14 protein-coding genes are annotated in these 18088 nt (G+C 69.8%); 7 read left to right on the top strand and 7 right to left on the bottom strand.

The window, feature by feature from the left end:
- Positions 1–49: 49 nt before the first annotated feature.
- Positions 50–1657 carry an AMP-binding protein gene (locus ACGFNK_RS40470; protein WP_393424690.1) on the bottom strand — a complete coding sequence of 536 codons (1608 nt, stop codon included), beginning with the start codon at positions 1655–1657 and terminating at the stop codon, positions 50–52.
- Positions 1654–3324 carry an AMP-binding protein gene (locus ACGFNK_RS40475; protein ID WP_393424693.1) on the bottom strand — a complete coding sequence of 557 codons (1671 nt, stop codon included), beginning with the start codon at positions 3322–3324 and terminating at the stop codon, positions 1654–1656. The genes ACGFNK_RS40470 and ACGFNK_RS40475 overlap by 4 nt, the downstream gene beginning before the upstream one ends.
- A 117-nt stretch (positions 3325–3441) precedes the next feature.
- Here ACGFNK_RS40475 and ACGFNK_RS40480 point away from each other — a divergent pair, with 117 nt between their 5' ends.
- The 4 genes from ACGFNK_RS40480 to ACGFNK_RS40495 all read left to right on the top strand — a co-directional run bounded on the left by ACGFNK_RS40480 (position 3442) and on the right by ACGFNK_RS40495 (position 9340).
- Complete coding sequence (locus tag ACGFNK_RS40480) at positions 3442–4272, top strand: response regulator transcription factor (RefSeq protein WP_393424696.1); 831 nt, start codon at positions 3442–3444, stop codon at positions 4270–4272.
- 158 nt (positions 4273–4430) lie between these two features.
- Positions 4431–7355, top strand: a complete 2925-nt coding sequence (locus ACGFNK_RS40485) for an AAA family ATPase (RefSeq protein ID WP_393424699.1) — start codon at positions 4431–4433, stop codon at positions 7353–7355.
- Positions 7356–7675: 320 nt separating this feature from the next.
- Positions 7676–8467, top strand: a complete 792-nt coding sequence (locus ACGFNK_RS40490; protein WP_386350232.1) for a S1 family peptidase — start codon at positions 7676–7678, stop codon at positions 8465–8467.
- Positions 8468–8683: 216 nt separating this feature from the next.
- On the top strand, positions 8684–9340 hold the full coding sequence (locus ACGFNK_RS40495; RefSeq protein WP_393424702.1) for a LysE family translocator: 657 nt from the start codon (positions 8684–8686) through the stop codon (positions 9338–9340).
- A 31-nt stretch (positions 9341–9371) separates the two neighbouring features.
- Here ACGFNK_RS40495 and ACGFNK_RS40500 read toward each other — a convergent pair whose 3' ends face one another.
- Positions 9372–10487 (bottom strand): winged helix DNA-binding domain-containing protein, encoded by a 1116-nt coding sequence (locus ACGFNK_RS40500; protein WP_393424705.1) that lies wholly within the window; start codon positions 10485–10487, stop codon positions 9372–9374.
- A gap of 178 nt (positions 10488–10665) precedes the next feature.
- Between ACGFNK_RS40500 and ACGFNK_RS40505 the strand changes: the two genes are divergently transcribed.
- On the top strand, positions 10666–11832 hold the full coding sequence (locus tag ACGFNK_RS40505; RefSeq protein ID WP_393424707.1) for a magnesium and cobalt transport protein CorA: 1167 nt from the start codon (positions 10666–10668) through the stop codon (positions 11830–11832).
- A gap of 213 nt (positions 11833–12045) precedes the next feature.
- On the opposite strand, the gene ACGFNK_RS40510 is transcribed toward ACGFNK_RS40505, so the two are convergent.
- The 3 genes from ACGFNK_RS40510 to ACGFNK_RS40520 form a co-directional block, all read right to left on the bottom strand.
- Positions 12046–12867, bottom strand: a complete 822-nt coding sequence (locus ACGFNK_RS40510) for an SDR family oxidoreductase (RefSeq protein WP_393424710.1) — start codon at positions 12865–12867, stop codon at positions 12046–12048.
- A gap of 289 nt (positions 12868–13156) precedes the next feature.
- On the bottom strand, positions 13157–13630 hold the full coding sequence (locus ACGFNK_RS40515) for an SRPBCC family protein (RefSeq protein WP_393424713.1): 474 nt from the start codon (positions 13628–13630) through the stop codon (positions 13157–13159).
- Between the two features lie 177 nt (positions 13631–13807).
- Complete coding sequence (locus ACGFNK_RS40520; RefSeq protein WP_393424716.1) at positions 13808–14194, bottom strand: MMPL family transporter; 387 nt, start codon at positions 14192–14194, stop codon at positions 13808–13810.
- A gap of 424 nt (positions 14195–14618) precedes the next feature.
- On the opposite strand from ACGFNK_RS40520, the gene ACGFNK_RS40525 reads away from it, so the two are divergent.
- Both ACGFNK_RS40525 and ACGFNK_RS40530 read left to right on the top strand, forming a co-directional pair.
- Positions 14619–15893 (top strand): SNG1 family protein, encoded by a 1275-nt coding sequence (locus tag ACGFNK_RS40525; protein WP_393424719.1) that lies wholly within the window; start codon positions 14619–14621, stop codon positions 15891–15893.
- Positions 15894–16059: 166 nt separating this feature from the next.
- A complete protein-coding gene (locus ACGFNK_RS40530) occupies positions 16060–16629 on the top strand; it encodes a TetR/AcrR family transcriptional regulator (protein WP_393424722.1) in 570 nt (189 codons plus the stop codon).
- Positions 16630–17069: 440 nt separating this feature from the next.
- On the opposite strand, the gene ACGFNK_RS40535 is transcribed toward ACGFNK_RS40530, so the two are convergent.
- The gene (locus ACGFNK_RS40535) at positions 17070–17813 is read right to left on the bottom strand and encodes a hypothetical protein (RefSeq protein ID WP_393424725.1); all 744 of its coding nucleotides are present in this window, start codon (positions 17811–17813) and stop codon (positions 17070–17072) included.
- Between the last annotated feature and the right edge of the window lie 275 nt (positions 17814–18088).

Raw genomic sequence — 18088 nt, forward strand, 5'->3', positions numbered from 1 at the left:
ACGCACGCCCCGGGCACCTCTCGCAGGAGGCCCGGGGCGCTGTGGCTGTCTAGTCCGCGAACCGCTCCCTCAGCTCCACCTTCCGCACCTTCCCCGAAACCGTCATCGGAAAGGACTCCAGGATCCGCAGCCTGCTGGGCACCTTGTAGTGCGCCAACTGCCCCGCGCAGAAGGCCCGTAGCTCCTCCAGGGTCAGCGGGTCGCCGGGGTCGCGTGGGATGACGCAGGCGAGCACCTCCTCGCCGTAGCGCTCATCGGGTACGCCGACGACCTGTACGTCCGCGATCTTCGGGTGCGCGTACAGGAACTCCTCGATCTCGCGCGGGTAGATGTTCTCGCCGCCCCGGATGATCATGTCCTTGATCCGGCCGACGATCTGTACGTATCCGTCGTCGAGCATCACGGCCAGATCCCCGGTACGCATCCAGCGCCCGGAATCGACGGCTTCGGCTGTCTTCTCGGGCTCGTTCCAGTAACCGAGCATCACGCTGTAGCCGCGGGTGCGCAGTTCACCGGCGGAGCCGCGCGGCAGAGTCACCCCGCTCGCCGGGTCGACGACCTTGACCTCGATGTGCGGCAGCACGCGGCCGACCGTGCCGGTGCGGTGTTCCAGATCGTCGTCGCGGCGGGTCTGGAGCGAGACGGGCGAGGTCTCGGTCATGCCGTAGCAGATGGAGACCTCGGCCATGTGCATCTCGGACACGACCCGTTTCATGACCTCCACGGGGCAGGGAGAGCCGGCCATGATCCCGGTACGCAGGGAGGAGAGGTCGTACGTCGCGAAGTCCGGGAGGTTCAGCTCGGCGATGAACATCGTCGGGACGCCGTACAGCGACGTACAGCGCTCGCGCTCGACAGCCTTCAGCGTTGCGCCAGGATCGAAGGACGGTGCTGGGAGGACGACGCACGCGCCGTAGGCCATGGCGGCCAGCACGCCCATCACCATCCCGAAACAGTGGTACAGCGGGACGGGCACACACACCCGGTCCTGCTCGGTGTAACCGACGGTCCGGCCCACCCAGTAGCCGTTGTTGAGGATGTTGTGGTGGGAGAGCGTGGCTCCTTTCGGGAAGCCGGTGGTGCCCGAGGTGTACTGGATGTTGACCGGGTCGTCACAGCTCAACTCGGCTTCGAGTGCGGCCAGTCGCTCGTACGGGACCGATGCCGCGCCCGCCACCAGCGCGTCCCAGCTCTCGTCGCCGATGTACACCGTCTCGCGCAACTGCGGGCACTTTCCGCGCACTTGGTCGACCAGCGCCCGGTAGTCACTGCCCTTGTGCGCGAGTGAGGCGACCAGGAGCGAGATCCCGGCCTGCTTCAGCACGTACTCCAGCTCATGGGCGCGGTAAGCGGGGTTGATGTTCACCATGATCGCGCCGATGCGGGCGGTCGCGTACTGAATGAGCACCCACTCGGGACAGTTGACCGCCCAGATGCCGACCCGGTCGCCCTTCGCGACTCCCTTGGCGAGCAGCCCACGCGCCACCTCGTCGACCGCGGCGCCGAACTCCTCGTACGTCCAACGCCGTCCGGAGGGCACATCCACGAGCGCGTCCCGCTCGGGATACTCGGCGATCGCCCGGTCGAGACGGGACCCGATGGTGGCGCCGAGCAGGGGTGTCGTGCTGGTTCCATGCGCATAGGACAGCTCGGTCACCGGAAGTCCTCCTCGCGGTACTCGGCGTCCGACCCCGCCGCCGTCGCCTCACGCAGCTCGATCCGGCGGATCTTGCCCGACACGGTTTTGGGGAGGTCGCCGAACTCCAGGCGGCGGATGCGCTTGTACGGGGCTAGTGTGGTCCGCGCGTGCTCGAAGAGGACCTTCGCCATGTCGGGGCCCGGCTCCCAGCCCTCCGCCAGCACGACGTACGCCTTCGGGACGGCGAGCCGCAGCTCGTCGGGGGCGGGGACGACGGCCGCCTCGGCGACCGCCTCGTGCTCCAGGAGCGCGCTCTCCAGCTCGAAGGGGCTGATCTTGTAGTCGCTGGCCTTGAAGACGTCGTCACTGCGCCCGACATACGTGACGTACCCGTCCGCGTCCCGCGAACCGATGTCGCCCGTCCGGTAGTAGCCGCCCGCCATCGCCTCCGCCGTACGGTCGGGGTCGCCGTGGTAGCCGGTCATCAGGCCCACGGGCTCCTGGGACAGGTCGAGCGCGATCTCGCCCTCGTCCGCGCCCGGCGCCCCCGACACCGGGTCGAGCAGCTCGACCCGGAAGCCCGGACTGGGCCGCCCCATGGAACCGGTCTTCAGCGGCTGCCCGGGGCTGTTGGACACCTGCACGGCCGTCTCGGTCTGCCCGAAACCGTCCCGGATCGTCACGCCCCACGCCCGCCGCACCTGCTCGATGACCTCGGGATTCAGCGGCTCCCCGGCGGCGACGGCCTCGCGCGGCGGGGTCCGCAGCTGGGTCAGGTCGGCCTGGATGAGCATGCGCCACACGGTGGGCGGGGCGCAGAAGGTCGTCACGCCCGCGCGGTCCATCTCCGCCATCAGGCGGGCCGCGTCGAAGCGCGTGTAGTTGTGGATGAAGACGGTCGCCTCGGCGTTCCAGGGGGCGAAGAGGTTGGACCAGGCGTGCTTGGCCCAGCCGGGCGAGGAGATGTTCAGATGGACGTCGCCGGGCTTGAGGCCGATCCAGTACATGGTCGCCAAGTGACCGATGGGGTACGACACATGGGTGTGCTCGACGAGCTTGGGGCGCGCCGTCGTGCCCGAGGTGAAATACAGCATCAGGGGGTCGTCGGGGCTGGTGGCGCCGTCGGGTTCGAAGTCGGCGGGGGCGGCGTACGCGTCCTCGTACGACCGCCAGCCGTCCCGCTCGCCGCCGACCGTGATGCGGGTGTAGCGGCCGGGTACGTCGTCGAACTTGGCGGTGTCCTCGGCCCGCACGATCACATGCCGTACGCGCCCGCGCTCGACACGGTCGCGCAGGTCCGCGGGGCCGAGCAGCGGTGTCGCGGGGATGACGACGGCGCGCAGCTTCATCGCGGCGAGGGCCGTCTCCCACAGCTCGGCCTGGTTGCCGAGCATGACGAGGACACGGTCCTCGGGGCGTACGCCCTGGTCGCGTAGCCAGTTGGCGGCGCGGGCGGAGCGTTCGGACAGGGCGGCGAAGGACAGCTCGACGCGCTCGCCGTCCTCCTCGACGATGTGCAGGGCCGTCCGGTCGTTGCCGCGTGCGATGACGTCGAACCAGTCGAGTGCCCAGTTGAAGAACTCCGGCCGGGGCCAGGTGAAGCCCTCGTATGCCGTGGCATAGTCCTCGCGGTGCTTCAGCAGAAAGTCCCGCGCGCTGCGGAAGCGCTCCGTCGGCGTCGTCATCGGTGGTCCTCCTCGAACCCGGCCACATTGCCGGGCGGCTCAATGACATCGTGTAGGCGTGACGTGGATCTCACTACCCCCGAACGGGGGGTGCGCTGCGGCCGAAGGGACGGGCAGATGGTGGCGGATGTGACCGGAGCGGTGGAGATGCGGGGCGCCCTGATACGGCTGCGGCGCGCGACGGGGCTGCCGGTCGCCTTCGGCGGCCTGGTCGAGCCGGATCTCGGGCAGATGCGTATCCGCGAGCTGAACGGTACGAGGACAACGGCGCTCAGCGCGCTCGCGGTGACGTCGGGCAACGGGCTCGGCGGCAAGACCGTGGCCCTGGCCCGGCCCTGTGCCGTGACCGACTACTCCTCATCGCGGCAGATCAGCCATGAGTACGACGCCGCGGTCGCGGCGGAGGGGCTGCGGTCCGTCCTCGCGGTGCCGGTTGTCGTACGCCGCCGGGTGCGCGGAGTGTTGTACGGCGCGCTGCGTACGGCCCAGCCGCTGGGCGACCGGACGCTGGGCGAAGCGGTGGAGGCGGCGCGGGACGTGGAGCAGTCGCTGGTCGTACGGGACGAGGCGCAGGGTCTGCTGGCGGCGGCGCGGGAACCCCGGGCGGGGGCGGCCTGGGAGCAGGTCCGTGAGGCGCACGGGGCGTTGTGGGCGCTGGCCCCGCGGGTCGCGGACCCGGAGCTGCGGGCCGAACTCCTCGCGGTCTGCGACACCTTGGCGGCGGCTCCGATTCCGGGCCCGGCGGCCGGTGGTGTGCGGCTCGCTCCACGTGAGCTGGACGTCCTGGTCTGTGTGGCCGGCGGTGCGACGAACGCGGTCGCTGCGGAGCGGCTGGGGCTGCGGCCCGAGACGGTGAAGGCGTATCTGCGGTCGGCGATGCGGAAGTTGGGGGCGCATACGCGGCTGGAGGCGGCGGTGGCGGCTCGACGGGCGGGGCTGCTGCCCTGAAGTGGGGCACCATTCACAGTCGGGCGCCCTGAAATCCCGTATACCAAAACCCTGGACGCAACCCCTACCCTGTTATTTCTTTCACGGTGCACCCCTCCGAAATTCAGGGGGTCTTTGCTTAATATTGAAACGGACACGACATGAGAGGGGCGGTGCGCGTGCGACGGGATGCCGAGGAGCCTGTCAGACCCCGTTCCGACCAGGTCATCGGCCGGGACGAGCTGCTGGGGCGGGCGCGTGACCAGCTCTCCGGAGGGGGCAGCGTCCTCTTGCACGGTCCGCCCGGAATCGGGAAATCGACCATGCTGCGCGCCCTGGACGCGGAATACGCCGAATCGGCCCGGACCGTGTTGCGCTGCTCGGCCACCGAGTCGGAATCGCACCTCCCCTTCCTTGCCCTCGTCGATCTGCTCGGCCTTGTCGCCGACGAGGTGGCGGACGCTCTGCCCCTCCCGCAGCGTGCCGCGCTCGAAGCGGCACTCACCGGCCGCGCCGAATCGTCCCTGCACCGGGACGGCCTGGCGCTGCGCCTCGCGGTGCTTTCGGTGCTGCGCGCACTGGCGGCCAGGGGGCCCGTTCTCCTCGTCGCGGACGACCTTCAGTGGCTGGACGCGCCCAGCGCCGAGCTGCTCGGTTTCGCGGCCCGTCGCCTCGGCGGGATGCCGGTGCGGATGCTCGGCGCGGTGCGTACGCGCACGGAGCCGAAGGAGCAAGAACACGTTCCGTATCTACGCGCGTATCCTCCGGAGTCGCTCGCCCTGCGCCTGGCCCCGCTCACCCGCTCCCAGGTCTCCGAACTCCTCGCCGCCCGCGGTTACACCGGTCTGCGCCGCTCGACCGTCCGGGACATCCACCACACCAGCGGCGGCAACCCGCTGTTCGCGCTCGAACTCGGCCGCGCCCTGGCCGAGAGCCCGACGCCGCCCCGCCCCGGCGAGCCGCTTCCGGTGCCGACCTCGCTGCGCGCCCTGGTCCTCAGCCGCCTCGATCTGCTGTCCGCCGAGGCCCGGCGCACGCTGCTCGTCGCAAGCGCCGGGGCGCGACCCACGCTCGCGCTGCTGCACGCCGCGGGCCGCGACGACGCGGAGTCGGAGACGGCGCTCGCGGCCTCCCTCGGGCTGGTGGCGACAGGCGGTCCGGACGGCCAGGAGGGAACCGTACGGTTCGCGAATCCCCTCGTCTCGGCCGCGCTCTACGCGCAGGCGACGCCCCAGGAGCGGCGAGCCGCCCATGCCGCGCTGTCCACGGCGGCCTCCGACCCGATCGAGCGGGCCCGCCATCTGGCCCTGGCCACCACCGGTACGGACGAGCAGGTCGCCGCGCGGCTCGCCGAGGCCGCGACCCTCGCCCGGGACCGCGGCGCTCCCTCGGTCGCGGCCCAACTCGGCCTGCTCGCCGCCCGGCACACCCCGCCGGACGCCCAACCGGGCGCGGACGAACGCCGGTTGAGGTCCGCCGAGGATGCGTTGACCTCCGGTGACATCGACCTCGCGCGGGAGGTGGCCCGCGACGCACTGGACCGGGCGACCGACGCGGCGATCCGGGTACGCGCCTGGATGGTCGTCATCGACGCGGCGGGCCAGGCGATGGCCGAGGTCGAGTCCGTCTTCCCGCAGGCCCTCGCCGACGCGGGCGACGACCCACGGCTCCTCGCACTGGTCCGCTACCAACTCGCCTGGCGGGCCCTGCTCGTCGAGGGCGAGATGACGAAGGGCCGCGAGGAGGCCGCGCACGCCGCGCGGCTCGCCGCCACGGCCGCCGACCGGCGCACCGAGCTGATGGCCCTGTCGTTCCAGGCCCAGATGGAGACCCTGATGGGGCATCCCGACGCCCCGGCGACCCTGGAACGGGCGCTCACGGAGCCGCAGGACCCGCAGGTGACCTGCGATCACAACGGCGCGGGCGCCACCCGCTTCCGCTGGGAGATCATGAGCGACCAGCTCACCGAGGCCCGCACGACGATCACCGGGCTCCTCGTCGAGGTCCGCAAGCGCGGCATGGTCGAAGCCGAGGTGCACTTCCTGCGCGGCCTCGCCGAGACCGAACTGCGCGCCGGACACTGCGGCCGGGCCCTCGACCTCGCCCACGAGAGCCTCGCGCTCGGGCGGGACACGGGGATCGGCGAAGCGGCGGGCAACATGTTCACCTCGCTCGCCGAGGCCGCCGGCGGTGACGTGGACCGGGCCCTCGCCCTGGCCGGCGACGCGGTCCGCCGCGCCGAGGAGGACGGCGACCTGATCTACCTCTCACGCGCGCTGGGCGCGCTCGGACACGCCCAGCTCGTGGCCGGGAACGCCGCGGGGACGGTGCAGTCTCTGCGCAGAGCAAGGGAGTTGGAGCAAGGGCTCGGCATCTTCGATCCCGCACGCGGCCGTTGGCACGGTGACCTAGCCGAGGCTCTGATCCGGATCGGCGAGCTCGCGGAGGCGCAGGACGTCATCGACGCCACGCGCGAGCACGCATCGCGGCTCGGGCGGGCGAGCGTTCTGGCCGTACTGGACCGGGCCGAGGCGCTGTTGAAGGCCGCACAGGGCGAACACGAGGCGGCCGTACGGCAGTTGACGTCCGCGCAGGAGCAGCTGGCGAAGCTGGGGTACGGACTCGAAGAGGCGCGCGTAGCACTGGAGTTGGGGCGGCTGCGGGCAGAGCGGGCTGGTGGATCGGGGCTGTCGGAGCGGTCGGCGCGGGGTGCGTACGACGAGGCGACGCGGCTGTTGCGGCGGTGCCGGGCTGTGCCGTGGCTGCGGCAGGTGGAGGCGGCTGTTGTCGGCGCCACGGGGGCGGTGGGCTCGATGGGTTCCGCAGGCGCTTTGGGTGCGACGGGTTCGGTGGGTTCCGTTGTCGGCGCCGTACCGCCGGCCGGTGGCTGGTCCGCTCCCGTGGAGCTCGACCGGCTCGCCTCGACGGAGCGTCAGGTCGCCGCGCTCGTACTCGAAGGGGCCACCAACCGGGAGATCGCGGCACGTCTGTTCATCAGTGTGAAGACGGTCGAGGCGACACTGACGAGGGTCTACCGGAAGCTGGGGATCCGGTCGCGGGTCGACATCGTGCGGCTGGCGGCAGGACAGCAGCGGACGGGGTGAATCGGGGTCGCGCGGCGGGTGACCGCGGCCGTCGTACGGCGCTTGCACGCGCAGGGCGAGCAAGGGGTGGCCGAGGGGTCGTAGGGACCTTGTGAGCGCGGGTCGAGCGGTGGGTGGCCGAGGGGTCGTAGGGGCCTTGCAAGCGCGGTCGAGCGACGGGTGATAGAGGGTTTTCCCTCGCCAACTCCCGCAGGGGGTTCCCTCATTGGGGAAACGAGAGGTCCGCTTCTAGCGTGGGACCCACGCCCGCAGGCCGTCGCAGCACCCCCACACCGCTCCCCCCACAGTGCAACCCCCCACCGGCACTCCTGAGGAGACTCATGTTCGGGCTCACCCTTGCCAAGAAGGCCATCGCCGTCACCGCGGCGGTCGCCGCAGCCGCAACGACCGGACTGCTCGGCGCGACCACCGCAAGCGCCGCTCCCAACCCCATCGTCGGCGGCACGACGACGACGGCGTCCGCGTACCCGTACGTCATGCAGATCACCGACTCCTCCCAGAGCCAGTTCTGCGGCGGCACACTCGTGGCCGCGAACAAGGTCGTCACCGCCGCCCACTGCATGGTCGGCGAGACCACGAGCGGCGTCAGAGTTGTCGGCGGCCGCACCTACCGCAACGGCACGAACGGCACCGTGGCCAGAGTCAGCAGAATATGGATCCACCCCGACTACAGCTCCGTCACACGGGGCGACGACGTCGCCGTGCTCACCCTGTCGACGTCGATGCCGTACACCCCGATCGGCTACGTCTCCTCCTCCGACACCGGCGTATACGCGGCCGGCGCCACCGCCCGCATCCTCGGCTGGGGCACCACCCGCTCGGGCGGCTCCTCCTCCAACCAGCTGCGCACCGCGACGGTCCCGACCGTCTCGAACTCCTCGTGCTCTTCCGCGTACGGCTCGCGCTTCGTCGCCAGCGACATGGTGTGCGCGGGCTACACGCAGGGCGGCGTCGACACCTGCCAGGGCGACAGCGGCGGCCCGTTCGTGATCGGCGGCAGGCTCGCCGGCATCACCTCGTGGGGCGACGGCTGCGCCGACGCGGGCGTCCCCGGCGTCTACACCCGACTGACGACCTTCTCCTCGCTCGTCACGTCACAAATCAACTCCTGAGCACCAACCCGCTCAGGTAACGCCAGGGGGCGTTGCGGGCCGCCACGAGCGGGTCGCAACGCCCCCTATCCACGTAGCGCCCCATCCACGTGCCTGGACGGTCTGCCTCTCTGCACTGCCCACAGACCTTCACCGTCCACATGCCGGGACTGTCCACAGGCCTCGGCACGTTGTCGGCGCCGCCTGTTTCAATGTGGCTCGATGGAGGTGATGGGCATGGTGTCCATGGACCGTTTCCTGGCCTTCGCGGCCATGTCACTGCTCGTGATCGTGATCCCGGGCCCCAGCGTGCTCTTCGTGATCGGCCGCGCGCTGGCCCACGGCAGGCGCACGGCGGTGGCGACGGCGTTCGGGAACGTCTTCGGCTCGTACCTCCTCGTCGTGGCGGTGGCCATCGGTGTCGGCTCGCTGGTCGAGCGGTCGGTCGTCGCCTTCATGGCGCTCAAACTGGCGGGCGCCGCGTATCTGGTGTTTCTCGGCGTCCAGGCGTTCCGCCACCGCAAGGACTTGAAGGTCTCGGCGATCGGTGCTGAGCCGTCAGGGGCGGTGGTTGCGGCCCGTGGCGATCTTCGGACTGTGCTGGACGGCGTCCTCGTAGGCGTTACGAACCCCAAGGGCATCGTCTTCTTCGCCGCCGTACTCCCCCAGTTCGTGGACCACTCGGCCGGCCAACTGTCTTTGCAGATGCTCCTGTTGGGTCTTGTCCCGATATCCATAGGCCTGATCACCGACACCCTGTGGGGCCTCACCGCGGCTGCGGCCCGTACTTGGTTCGCGCGCTCGGACCGTCGTCTGTCGGTGATCGGCGGCGCGGGCGGCTTCGCGATGATCGGGCTGGGCGTGACGGTGGCGGCGACGGGACGCGCGGACTGAGGCTCTGCCTGTACCGGTTCTGCCTGTGCTCTCAGGCGCGTACGACGGTGCCGAACCGGATGTCGTACGAGGCTGCCGAACTCAGGACCGACAGCATCCGCTCCGCTTCCGCGACCACGTCGTCACGCTCGCGCCGGGTGAGGGGATCGAACGGCTGGACCGTGAGCACGGCGCCGTCACGTGACTCCTCAAGCTGCCACACGCCCCTGAGGAACCCGTCGACGAGGAGCGTGCGGTAGGCCTGATTGCCCTGCCAACTGCGCCCCTTGTACGCGGCGGGGACCACTCGGGAGCGGTCGGCGTGTGAGAGAAGCAGGTTGTCGAACTCGGGCAGGAGGCGAGGTGGGGCCGGGGTGCCGGGGTCCGGGCGGGGCGAGTCCGGGACGTCGAAGAGTTCGACGCCGTTCTCGTCGCGGAAGGTGAGCAGCCGGGGTCGCAGCCGTTCGAAGGCCTCGCGGAGCCGGGTGAGGCCGGCCCAGGTCTGCATGTCCTTGACGGAGGCGGGGCCGAAGGCGGCGAGATAGCGCAGCACGGTGTCGTCGGGCGCGGGGACAGGTGCAGCGGGGCGGCCCAGCCAGTGCTCGGCGGTGGTGAGCGCGACCTGGCCGCTTCTGCCCCACATGCCACGTGGGGTCACCTGGACGAGGGGCAGTCGGCAGCGGGCCGCGACGGAGAGGGCGAGCGGGTCGGCGTCGGGCCACTCGGCGAGCAGCGCCTCACGCAACTGCTTCATGGTGCGCGGCTCGGCTTCGACGAGCTCCCGGCTGATCGCGGCGAGCCGGTCCAGGTCGACGCCGACGAGCCCTTTGCGGAAGCCGTGCAGTTCCCGCTCACGCGCGGCCTGCACCAGCGGCCGCAGTATGAGGCAGTCGTCGGCGGTGTGCGTATGGATGGTCGAGCGCATGGTCACGATGCGTACGACCGCACGCTCGCCCATCGCCGCCGAGAGCTCCTCGGGATCGAAGCCCTCGAGGCGGGCGGCGAGCGCGTAGTACGGGGGCTTGACGTTCTGTGCCTGGAGGCCGACGAGGTGCTCGATGGCCTCCGTCGCGGACAGGGCTGCCCGGCGCAGGAGCAGCTGCCGGTCGAGGGTCGCCCTGTTCAGGGCGCGGGCGCTCAGCACGGGGGCGGTCGAGGTCTTCGTCATGCTCCGCAGGTTAGCGAGGCGTGCGGACAGGTTCTGTCCGCATGCCGGGGCGCTGCGACTTGAAATTCATTGGCATCAGTCAGACTCGGGAACAGGCCGGACTCGGGGATGAGCCAGGCTGTGAGGTAAGCAGGGGCAAGAGAGACAGCCATTCGACTCGACCCAGGAGGCAGCCGCGATGCCGGAGCGCCGAGCCCGCCCCCTACCCGCCGCGAAGAGCATCCGCAAGTCGGTGTGGCGACGCGGCATGACCCCGTCGGGGCCACCGTCCGCGGAGCCGCCGAACCCCCGTCCGGCTCCTTCGCCCCCGACTGAGGCGGAATCGCGCAGCATCGTCCAGGCAGCGCTCTATCGCGACGGCGTACGCGTCTCCACGCCCGAGTCGCTCGCCGAGACCTTCCGTGAGCTGCGCAAGCAGCAGGACGGTATGGCGTGGATAGGGCTGGCCCGTCCGACGGAGGCCGAAATCCTGTCGCTGGCCGACGAGTTCGACCTCCACCCGCTTGCCGTGGAGGACGCGATGGAGGCCCATCAGCGTCCCAAGCTGGAACGCTACGGCGAGACCCTCTTCGTGGTCCTGCGCGCCGCCCGCTACCTCGACGCACCCGAGGAGGTCGACTTCGGCGAGCTGCATGTGTTCGTGGGCCCCGACTTCCTGATCACCGTCCGGCACGGTGCGGCACCCGACCTCTCGGCCGTACGCCGCCGTATGGAGGAGAGCCCGGAGCTGCTGAAGCTGGGCCCCGAGGCAGTCCTGTACGCGATCCTGGACGCGGTGGTCGACGGCTACGTACCGGTCGTCTCCGGCGTCCAGAACGACATCGACGAGATCGAGACCGAGGTCTTCCGCGGCGACCCCGAGGTCTCCCGCCGTATCTACGAACTCTCCCGCGAAATGGTCGAGTTCCAGCGCGCCACCCGCCCCCTGGTCGGCATGCTGCACAGCCTGATGGCGGGCTTCGCGAAGTACGGCACGGACGAGGAACTCCAGCGCTACCTGAGGGACGTGGCGGACCACGTCACCCACACCAGCGAACGCGTCGACGGCTTCCGCCAGGCCCTCACCGACATCCTCACGGTGAACGCGACGCTGGTCACGCAGCAACAGAACGCGGAGATGCGGGCGTTGGCGGAGGCGGGTTTCGAACAGAACGAGGAGATCAAGAAGATTTCCTCTTGGGCGGCGATCCTGTTCGCTCCGACGTTGGTCGGGACGATCTACGGCATGAACTTCACGCACATGCCGGAATTGCACTGGGTACTCGGGTACCCCTTCGCGATCGCCCTGATGGGGGTTGTTTGCTCCAGTTTGTACGTCATCTTCAAGCGGCGGGACTGGCTCTGAGCAATCGCCGTGAGGGCCGCCGCCCGGGTTCAGTGACGCTCGGGCTCGAGTGACCGAGCCGGCGGGCCAGGGTCACAACAGACTCGCCCGCCGATGCTCATACGGCGGGTACCGCCTCGCGCGGAGGGGGGCACGGTGGGCGTGGTGAGATCGAAGAGATCCTTGTGGATGACGCCGGGCTGGGCGACGACAACCAGGTTGGCCGGCGCGCGCTCAAAGGCGCCGCCAGCCGTCGTCGGGGAGATGGCCGCCGGCCTGCGGGCCCATCCGCAGCATCCCTCCGTCCACCGCCCAAGACGCGCCCGTGACATACGATGCGCCCTCCCCTGCGAGGAAGGCGATCACGGCCGCAACCTCACGGGCATCGCCTGGGCGGCCCAGTGGCACACCGGGCCGGCGTTCGGCGGTGACGTCAGTGTTCTCCTGTCCGGTCATCGGGGTGGCGATCTCTCCGGGAGCGACGGAGTTGACCGTGATCCCGTGCTCGGCCAGTTCCAGTGCCATCACCTGGGTGAGCAGCCCGAGGCCGCCCTTGGCCGCGCAGTACGGCGCCGCGCCCACGCGCGGCTGATGCTCATGGACACTGGTCACGTTGATGATCCGACCGCCGTCACCCTGGGCGATCATGTGACGGACGGCGCGCTGAGCACACAGGAAAGGCCCCACCAGGTCCACATCGAGGACCTGGCGCACGGTGCTGAGATCCAGGTCGAGGAAGGGCGTCATGGTGCCGATCCCCGAGTTGTTGACCAGCACGTCGATCCTGCCGAGCCGCTCGGCCAGCCGGTCGATGACGTCCGCGGCCTCCGGAAGCCCGGTGAGGTCCAGCTGCAGGATCTCCGCACGGCGCCCGGTCCGGCGTACCTCGTCCGCCGTCTGCCGTGCCCCTTCCCGATCGCGATGCCAGGTGACACCGATGTCCATGCCGGACTCGGCCAGCCGGACCGCGGTCGCGCGGCCGATTCCGGAGTCGGATCCGGTGATCAGGGCCACGCGGGCGGTCTCAGGGCCTGAGGCAGCATCATGCGGTTCCATGACGGCTCCAGGTGATTGGCGATTGACTGCTCAGTCGACGTCGGCAGGGTGAACGAGAGCGCTGCACCGTCACGTCGCTGCCAACCGCCCCAAAGGTGATAGGTGCTGAAGGCACGCCGAATGGCGGATTGGGCGAGAGTCCGTACAGCGCGCCACCGGTCATGCCGGATTCGGTGCCGGCATGAGGCGTGCGTGTGGACGGCAGGGACGGCACTTGTATCTCTGTATCCCGAACCACCCGGTCACGCCTCGGCGACGGGTCCGCCCAGCCCTTCACGCCTCCGTTTTGTCAGGCCGAACCAGAATCCTCGGGCCGCACGCGTCCCCGCCAAGCGCCCGTCTCTCCCCCGCGCTGTTCGATGTAGCCCTTGAAGCGGTGCAGATCACCCTTGATCCGGCGGTCGATCACGCCGAGCATGTCCGCGCCCTTCTCTGCCATACCGGAAGGCTCGACGTCCATCGTGAGCTCCACCCGGGTGTGGGTGTCGTCCAGCCGCTCGAACCTGACCGATCCCCGCTGCCGGGTCTCGCCTTCGACGACCCGCCAGGTGATCCGGTCGTCCGGCATCTGGTCGACGATCTCGGTGTCGAACTCGCGCCGCACCCCGCCGATCTTGGTGGTCCAGTGGTTGTGCCGTTCGTCGAGCTGCCGCACCTCCTCGACGCCCTCCATGAATTTCGGGAACTCCTCGAACTGCGTCCACTGGTTGTAGGCCGTGTGCACGGGGACCTCGACGTCCACTGCTTCCTTCACCGTGCTCATCGTTTCCTCCTCGCTGTCGTTCCGCATGCCGTCGGGTACCCGGCCACAGAGGTCTAAAAGACCTGCCCACTGGCGCTGAGCACTCATAGCGGGCGCTCGGTCTCAGGGCTCGGCAAGACGGTGACGGGGACCGAAGCGCCTTGGGGGAAGGCGCTTCGGCCCCTCCCCGCCGGGGGTTCAGACCCCGACGGGAACCGGCTTTTCGGTGTCGGTCGGCACGTCGGTCTCCTTGATGCCGTACCGCGTGTAGAAGCGGGCCAGCGGCCCCGGCGCCCACCAGGCCGCCCTGCCCATCAGCTTCATGACGGCCGACCCCAGCAGGATGCGCACCACCAGCACGTCCACCAGGACCGCGAACACCATGCCGACGCCGAATAGCTTCATGGTCAGCACACCGCTCATCCCGATCGCCGCGAGCGGCACGCACATCAGCACCGCGGCGCTCACGACCAGGCGGCCGATGGACTGCAGCCCGGTCGCCACGGCGGCCGTACTGTCGTTCAGCTGGTCGTACTGCTCGCGCATCCGGGACACCAGGAACACCTCGTAGTCCGGCCGGCGCACCGAACGGCGCGAGACCGTTCCCGCCGGTCACCGCGGGCTCCGTGACGGCTTCGGCGCTTTCGGCGGCGACATGGAAGGGGCGCGGGTGCGGGTGATGGACGCCCTCGGCGTCGTCGAGATCTCGGGTGCGACCGCAGGTCTCGCAGCGCTGGAGCGCCTTGGCCCCACTGCGTAGCCGACCCCTCTCACCGGACGGCAAGGAGCGGGTCGCGGGGTGGCCCACCCCCTGAACTTGCACGCGAAAACCGATCGGTTTACGCTCGGAGCGAAACTGATCGGTTTCTCGCCGTGAGGGCGAGTCCCGCCACCAGACTCACTGAACGTTCTGAGGGGCGCCGACCTGCGATGACGCCGTCCGGCCTCCTCCCGCTGTGCCATTGCTGTCGAGACCGGAGTAAGTCATGAGTGGGATTCATCCTTCCGCGTGCTGCGCGCCAAACCTCTGTGGATCGCCAACGGCGTCATCACAGGCGTACTCGCGCTGCTGTTCACCGTGTTCTACGTGGGCGCCAACATCGATCCGGTCGACCACACGGAGAAACTGCCCGTCGGTCTGGTCAACGCCGACGAGGGAGCCGCTGTCGACGGCAAGCAGGTCAACCTGGGGGCTCAGATCACCGAGTCGATCGAGAAGTCCACCGAGAGCGGGGGCAAGATCGACTGGAAGGTGATGGACGAGAAGGGGGTGAAGGAGGAGTTCGGCGAGGGCAAGCTGTACGGCGCGCTCGTCATCCCCGCCGACTTCACCTCCTCCACCACCTCACTCACCGGCACCGCGACCACCGGGGCCCCGGCCCGCCCGACGCTGACGGTGCTGACCAACCAGTCCGCCGGCAGCGTGGGCTCCAGCCTGGCGCGGGCGGCGACGACGCAGGCGGCCGAGAACGCCTCGCTCCAGCTGGGCAAGCAGCTGACCGCGCAGAACGGGGCCGAGCAGGCGAAACTGCCCGCCGCGGCACGCATCCTCCTGGCCGACCCGGCCGCCGTCACGGTCAAGGACGGCCATCCGCTCGACTCACACAGCGGCCTGGGCCTGACGGCGTTCTACTACGCGCTCGTCCTGGTGGTCTGCGGCATGCTCTCCGCCAACGTCATCAGCGGCCAGGTGGACCACGCCCTCGGCTACACCCACAACGACATGGGCCCCCTGCGCCTGCACCGCCCGCTGATCCGGGCCACCCGGGTGCAGACCCTCGCCATCAGCAGCACCCTCATGGTCGGCCTGTCCCTGCTGATGGGCACCCTGGTCATGGTGGGCGCGGTCGGCATCATGGGCATGGACGCAGCCCATCTGCCGCTGCTGTGGCTGTTCTCGGTGTGCGCCATCGCGGTCTCCGGGATCGGTGCGCTCACCCTCCTTGCCGTCTTCGGCACGCCCGGCATGCTGGTGGTCACGCTGGTCTTCATCGGGATGGCGGTGCCGACGGCCGGCGCCACCACCCCCCTCGAGGCACTGCCCGGCTTCTACCGCTTCCTCGCGGAGTTCGAGCCGCTGCGGCAGATCACCGGTGGCATCCGCTCGATCCTCTACTACGACGCCCAGGGCGACGCGGGTCTGACGCGAGGCTGGGCGATGATGGCCGTCGGCCTCGCGGCGGCCGCGTTGTTCGGCTTCGGCGTGCTGGGCTGGTACGACCGCAAGGGGCTGCACCGCGTCCCGGCCGAGACGAAGCCTGAGGAGACTGCCGTCGCGGTGTAGCGGAGGGCATACCCGACATCACCAGGACGGGGCCATCGTTCGGTTCTGTGCGGACTCCGAGGGTCCTGGGTCCGCACACCTGCGCGCGGCGCCGGAAACCGCCACGGCAGGCACACCGTGAAACCGATCGGTTTTCATTTCGTCCGCATCGAGTTAACCTCGCCGTATGACCACCGAAGCAAAGCCAAGTACCAGAGAGCGGCTGCTGGAGGCGGCGGCCACGCTCACCTACCGAGACGGTGTCGGCATCGGCGTCGAGGCGCTGTGCAAGGCGGCGGGGGTGTCCAAGCGCTCGATGTACCAGCTGTTCGAGAGCAAGGACGAACTGCTGGCAGTGAGTCTGGAGGAGCGTGCCTCTGGCTTCGTGGCGACCCTCCTGCCCGCGGCGGACGATGGCCGGTCACCCCGCGAGCGCATCCTGCACGTCTTCGAGCGGATGGAGTCGCAGGCAGGTGCCCCCGAGTTCCGAGGCTGTCGGTACCTGGCTGTTCAGGTCGAGCTCAAGGATCAGAGCCACCCTGCGAGCCGGGTGGCCCACCGGGTCAAGGCGAACCTGACGGCGTTTTTCCGTTCCGCGGCCGAACAGGGTGGGGCGAGCGATCCCGACCTGCTGGCCCGGCAGCTGATCCTGGTCTTCGACGGCGCCAGCGCCCGTGCGGGAATCGGAGCCGACAAGCTGACCGGGCTCATCGCGCCCACTGTAGGCGCCCTGCTCGATGCGGCAGACATGCGCTGACGCATCGCCTTCCAGAAGACGCGGCCACTGATGCGCTCCCCGAGTTGGTGCCGACAGCCAGAACAGCTCGCCTGACCACATGCCCTTACTTCCCGGTATTCGGGGAAAGCCCGATGGCCGTAAGAGGCTGCCATCCAGCGGACCGTCGCACCCCGTGCAGGGCGCTCCTTGCACCCCCACAGCGGGCTGGCGCAGCTGCTGCCCCAGCGTCTGGGCAGTGATGCCGACCAACTGATCGTGCCCGTCACCAGGGACACCGACAAAGACGCCGCCGAATGGGCCGACGAATCGAGCGGTGCCTCGTCGACCGGGAAACCGCTCCGGACGGATGGCCAACGAACGCAATCGCCTGTCCGCACGCGTGACTGGGCGGCGGCGGCCGCACTTGTGCTGGGCGAGGCACCGCCCCGAGCCGGGGCGGGACTGGCGCGCCCCTGACGTCAGGATGCGGTGAACGCGGCACCAGTCATGTCCCGTTCGAGGCTCGCGCCCTGGAAGCCGTAAGTACCGATGTCCGCGACCTTGATGAGGACGCAGAAACGGTCGACCGAGTCGAGGGCATCGGCCACTTGACGGTGGTTCCTTTTGAGGAAGTGGATCGCGGCTTGGTTCGCCAGGGAGCTCTGGCCGCAGACCAGCACGACCGGGCGAGTCGCCTGTGGCGGCGTGAACTTGGCCACCAGCGCGTACTCCACCTCGTTCTTCCGAAAGAGGTAGCGCCGGCCACCGACGACGAACGCAACCGACTCGGGACCCTGACCGTACGGCAGGATGCTGACACCGGGCAGATGAGCCGCAAGGTGGCCGCCCGCACGGAGGTTCGCTTCGCCGAGCGGACCACCGATACAGAACTCCGTGCGGTCGTCGTTGCTGCCACGGAAATCGTCGCTGGACTCGGTGGCGACGTCGCAGCCGAGCTGGCCGGCCAGGGTCGCCACCTCGATCATGGCGCGGATCTCCTTGTGCGTCGCGACCCCTCGCGCGTTGTGCTTGTTGCCGATGACGATGAAACAGGTCTCCCCAGGAACAAGACCGAAGAAGTCCGCCTTGCGCCGCAGCACGCGGGCACGCTTGCCGCGCTCCCAGAGCCAGACGAACCCACCACCGATGAGGCTGGTCACCAGACCGACCAGCACATTGACGACTACGGAAAAAATCGCCGCCCCCTCGCCCCCACCGCGCACAGCAACTCCATGCGCCTCGAACGCCGTTGATCCTCCACGACGGACCCGCCGGTGACAACCGGGATGAGCTGCAGGCCCAGGGACATCGGCGCAATCGCCCTGGCCGTCTTCGGCCCCCGCACACGCTCAGCACGCCTCGCCGAGTCAGAGCGGCAACGTGTGGTGGGCCCCCCCCCGGCGGGGGCCCCCCCCCCCCCCCGGGCGGCCCCCCCCCCCCCCCCCCAAAAACCCCGGTGACCCCCGCCCCCCCCCCCCCGCAGCCGCCGGGAGGGTGA

The sequence above is a fragment of the Streptomyces sp. NPDC048825 genome, assembly GCF_043198355.1.
GTDB lineage: Bacteria > Actinomycetota > Actinomycetes > Streptomycetales > Streptomycetaceae > Streptomyces > Streptomyces xiangluensis.

What these genes read in the sequence shown, in the direction of transcription:
- ACGFNK_RS40475 (WP_393424693.1), bottom strand. Translation starts at nt 3,324, where the DNA reads ATGACGACGCCGACGGAGCGCTTCCGCAGCGCGCGGGACTTTCTGCTG.
- ACGFNK_RS40480 (WP_393424696.1), top strand. Translation starts at nt 3,442, where the DNA reads ATGGTGGCGGATGTGACCGGAGCGGTGGAGATGCGGGGCGCCCTGATA.
- ACGFNK_RS40490 (WP_386350232.1), top strand. Translation starts at nt 7,676, where the DNA reads ATGTTCGGGCTCACCCTTGCCAAGAAGGCCATCGCCGTCACCGCGGCG.
- ACGFNK_RS40495 (WP_393424702.1), top strand. Translation starts at nt 8,684, where the DNA reads ATGGTGTCCATGGACCGTTTCCTGGCCTTCGCGGCCATGTCACTGCTC.
- ACGFNK_RS40500 (WP_393424705.1), bottom strand. Translation starts at nt 10,487, where the DNA reads ATGACGAAGACCTCGACCGCCCCCGTGCTGAGCGCCCGCGCCCTGAAC.
- ACGFNK_RS40505 (WP_393424707.1), top strand. Translation starts at nt 10,666, where the DNA reads ATGCCGGAGCGCCGAGCCCGCCCCCTACCCGCCGCGAAGAGCATCCGC.
- ACGFNK_RS40510 (WP_393424710.1), bottom strand. Translation starts at nt 12,867, where the DNA reads ATGGAACCGCATGATGCTGCCTCAGGCCCTGAGACCGCCCGCGTGGCC.
- ACGFNK_RS40515 (WP_393424713.1), bottom strand. Translation starts at nt 13,630, where the DNA reads ATGAGCACGGTGAAGGAAGCAGTGGACGTCGAGGTCCCCGTGCACACG.
- ACGFNK_RS40530 (WP_393424722.1), top strand. Translation starts at nt 16,060, where the DNA reads ATGACCACCGAAGCAAAGCCAAGTACCAGAGAGCGGCTGCTGGAGGCG.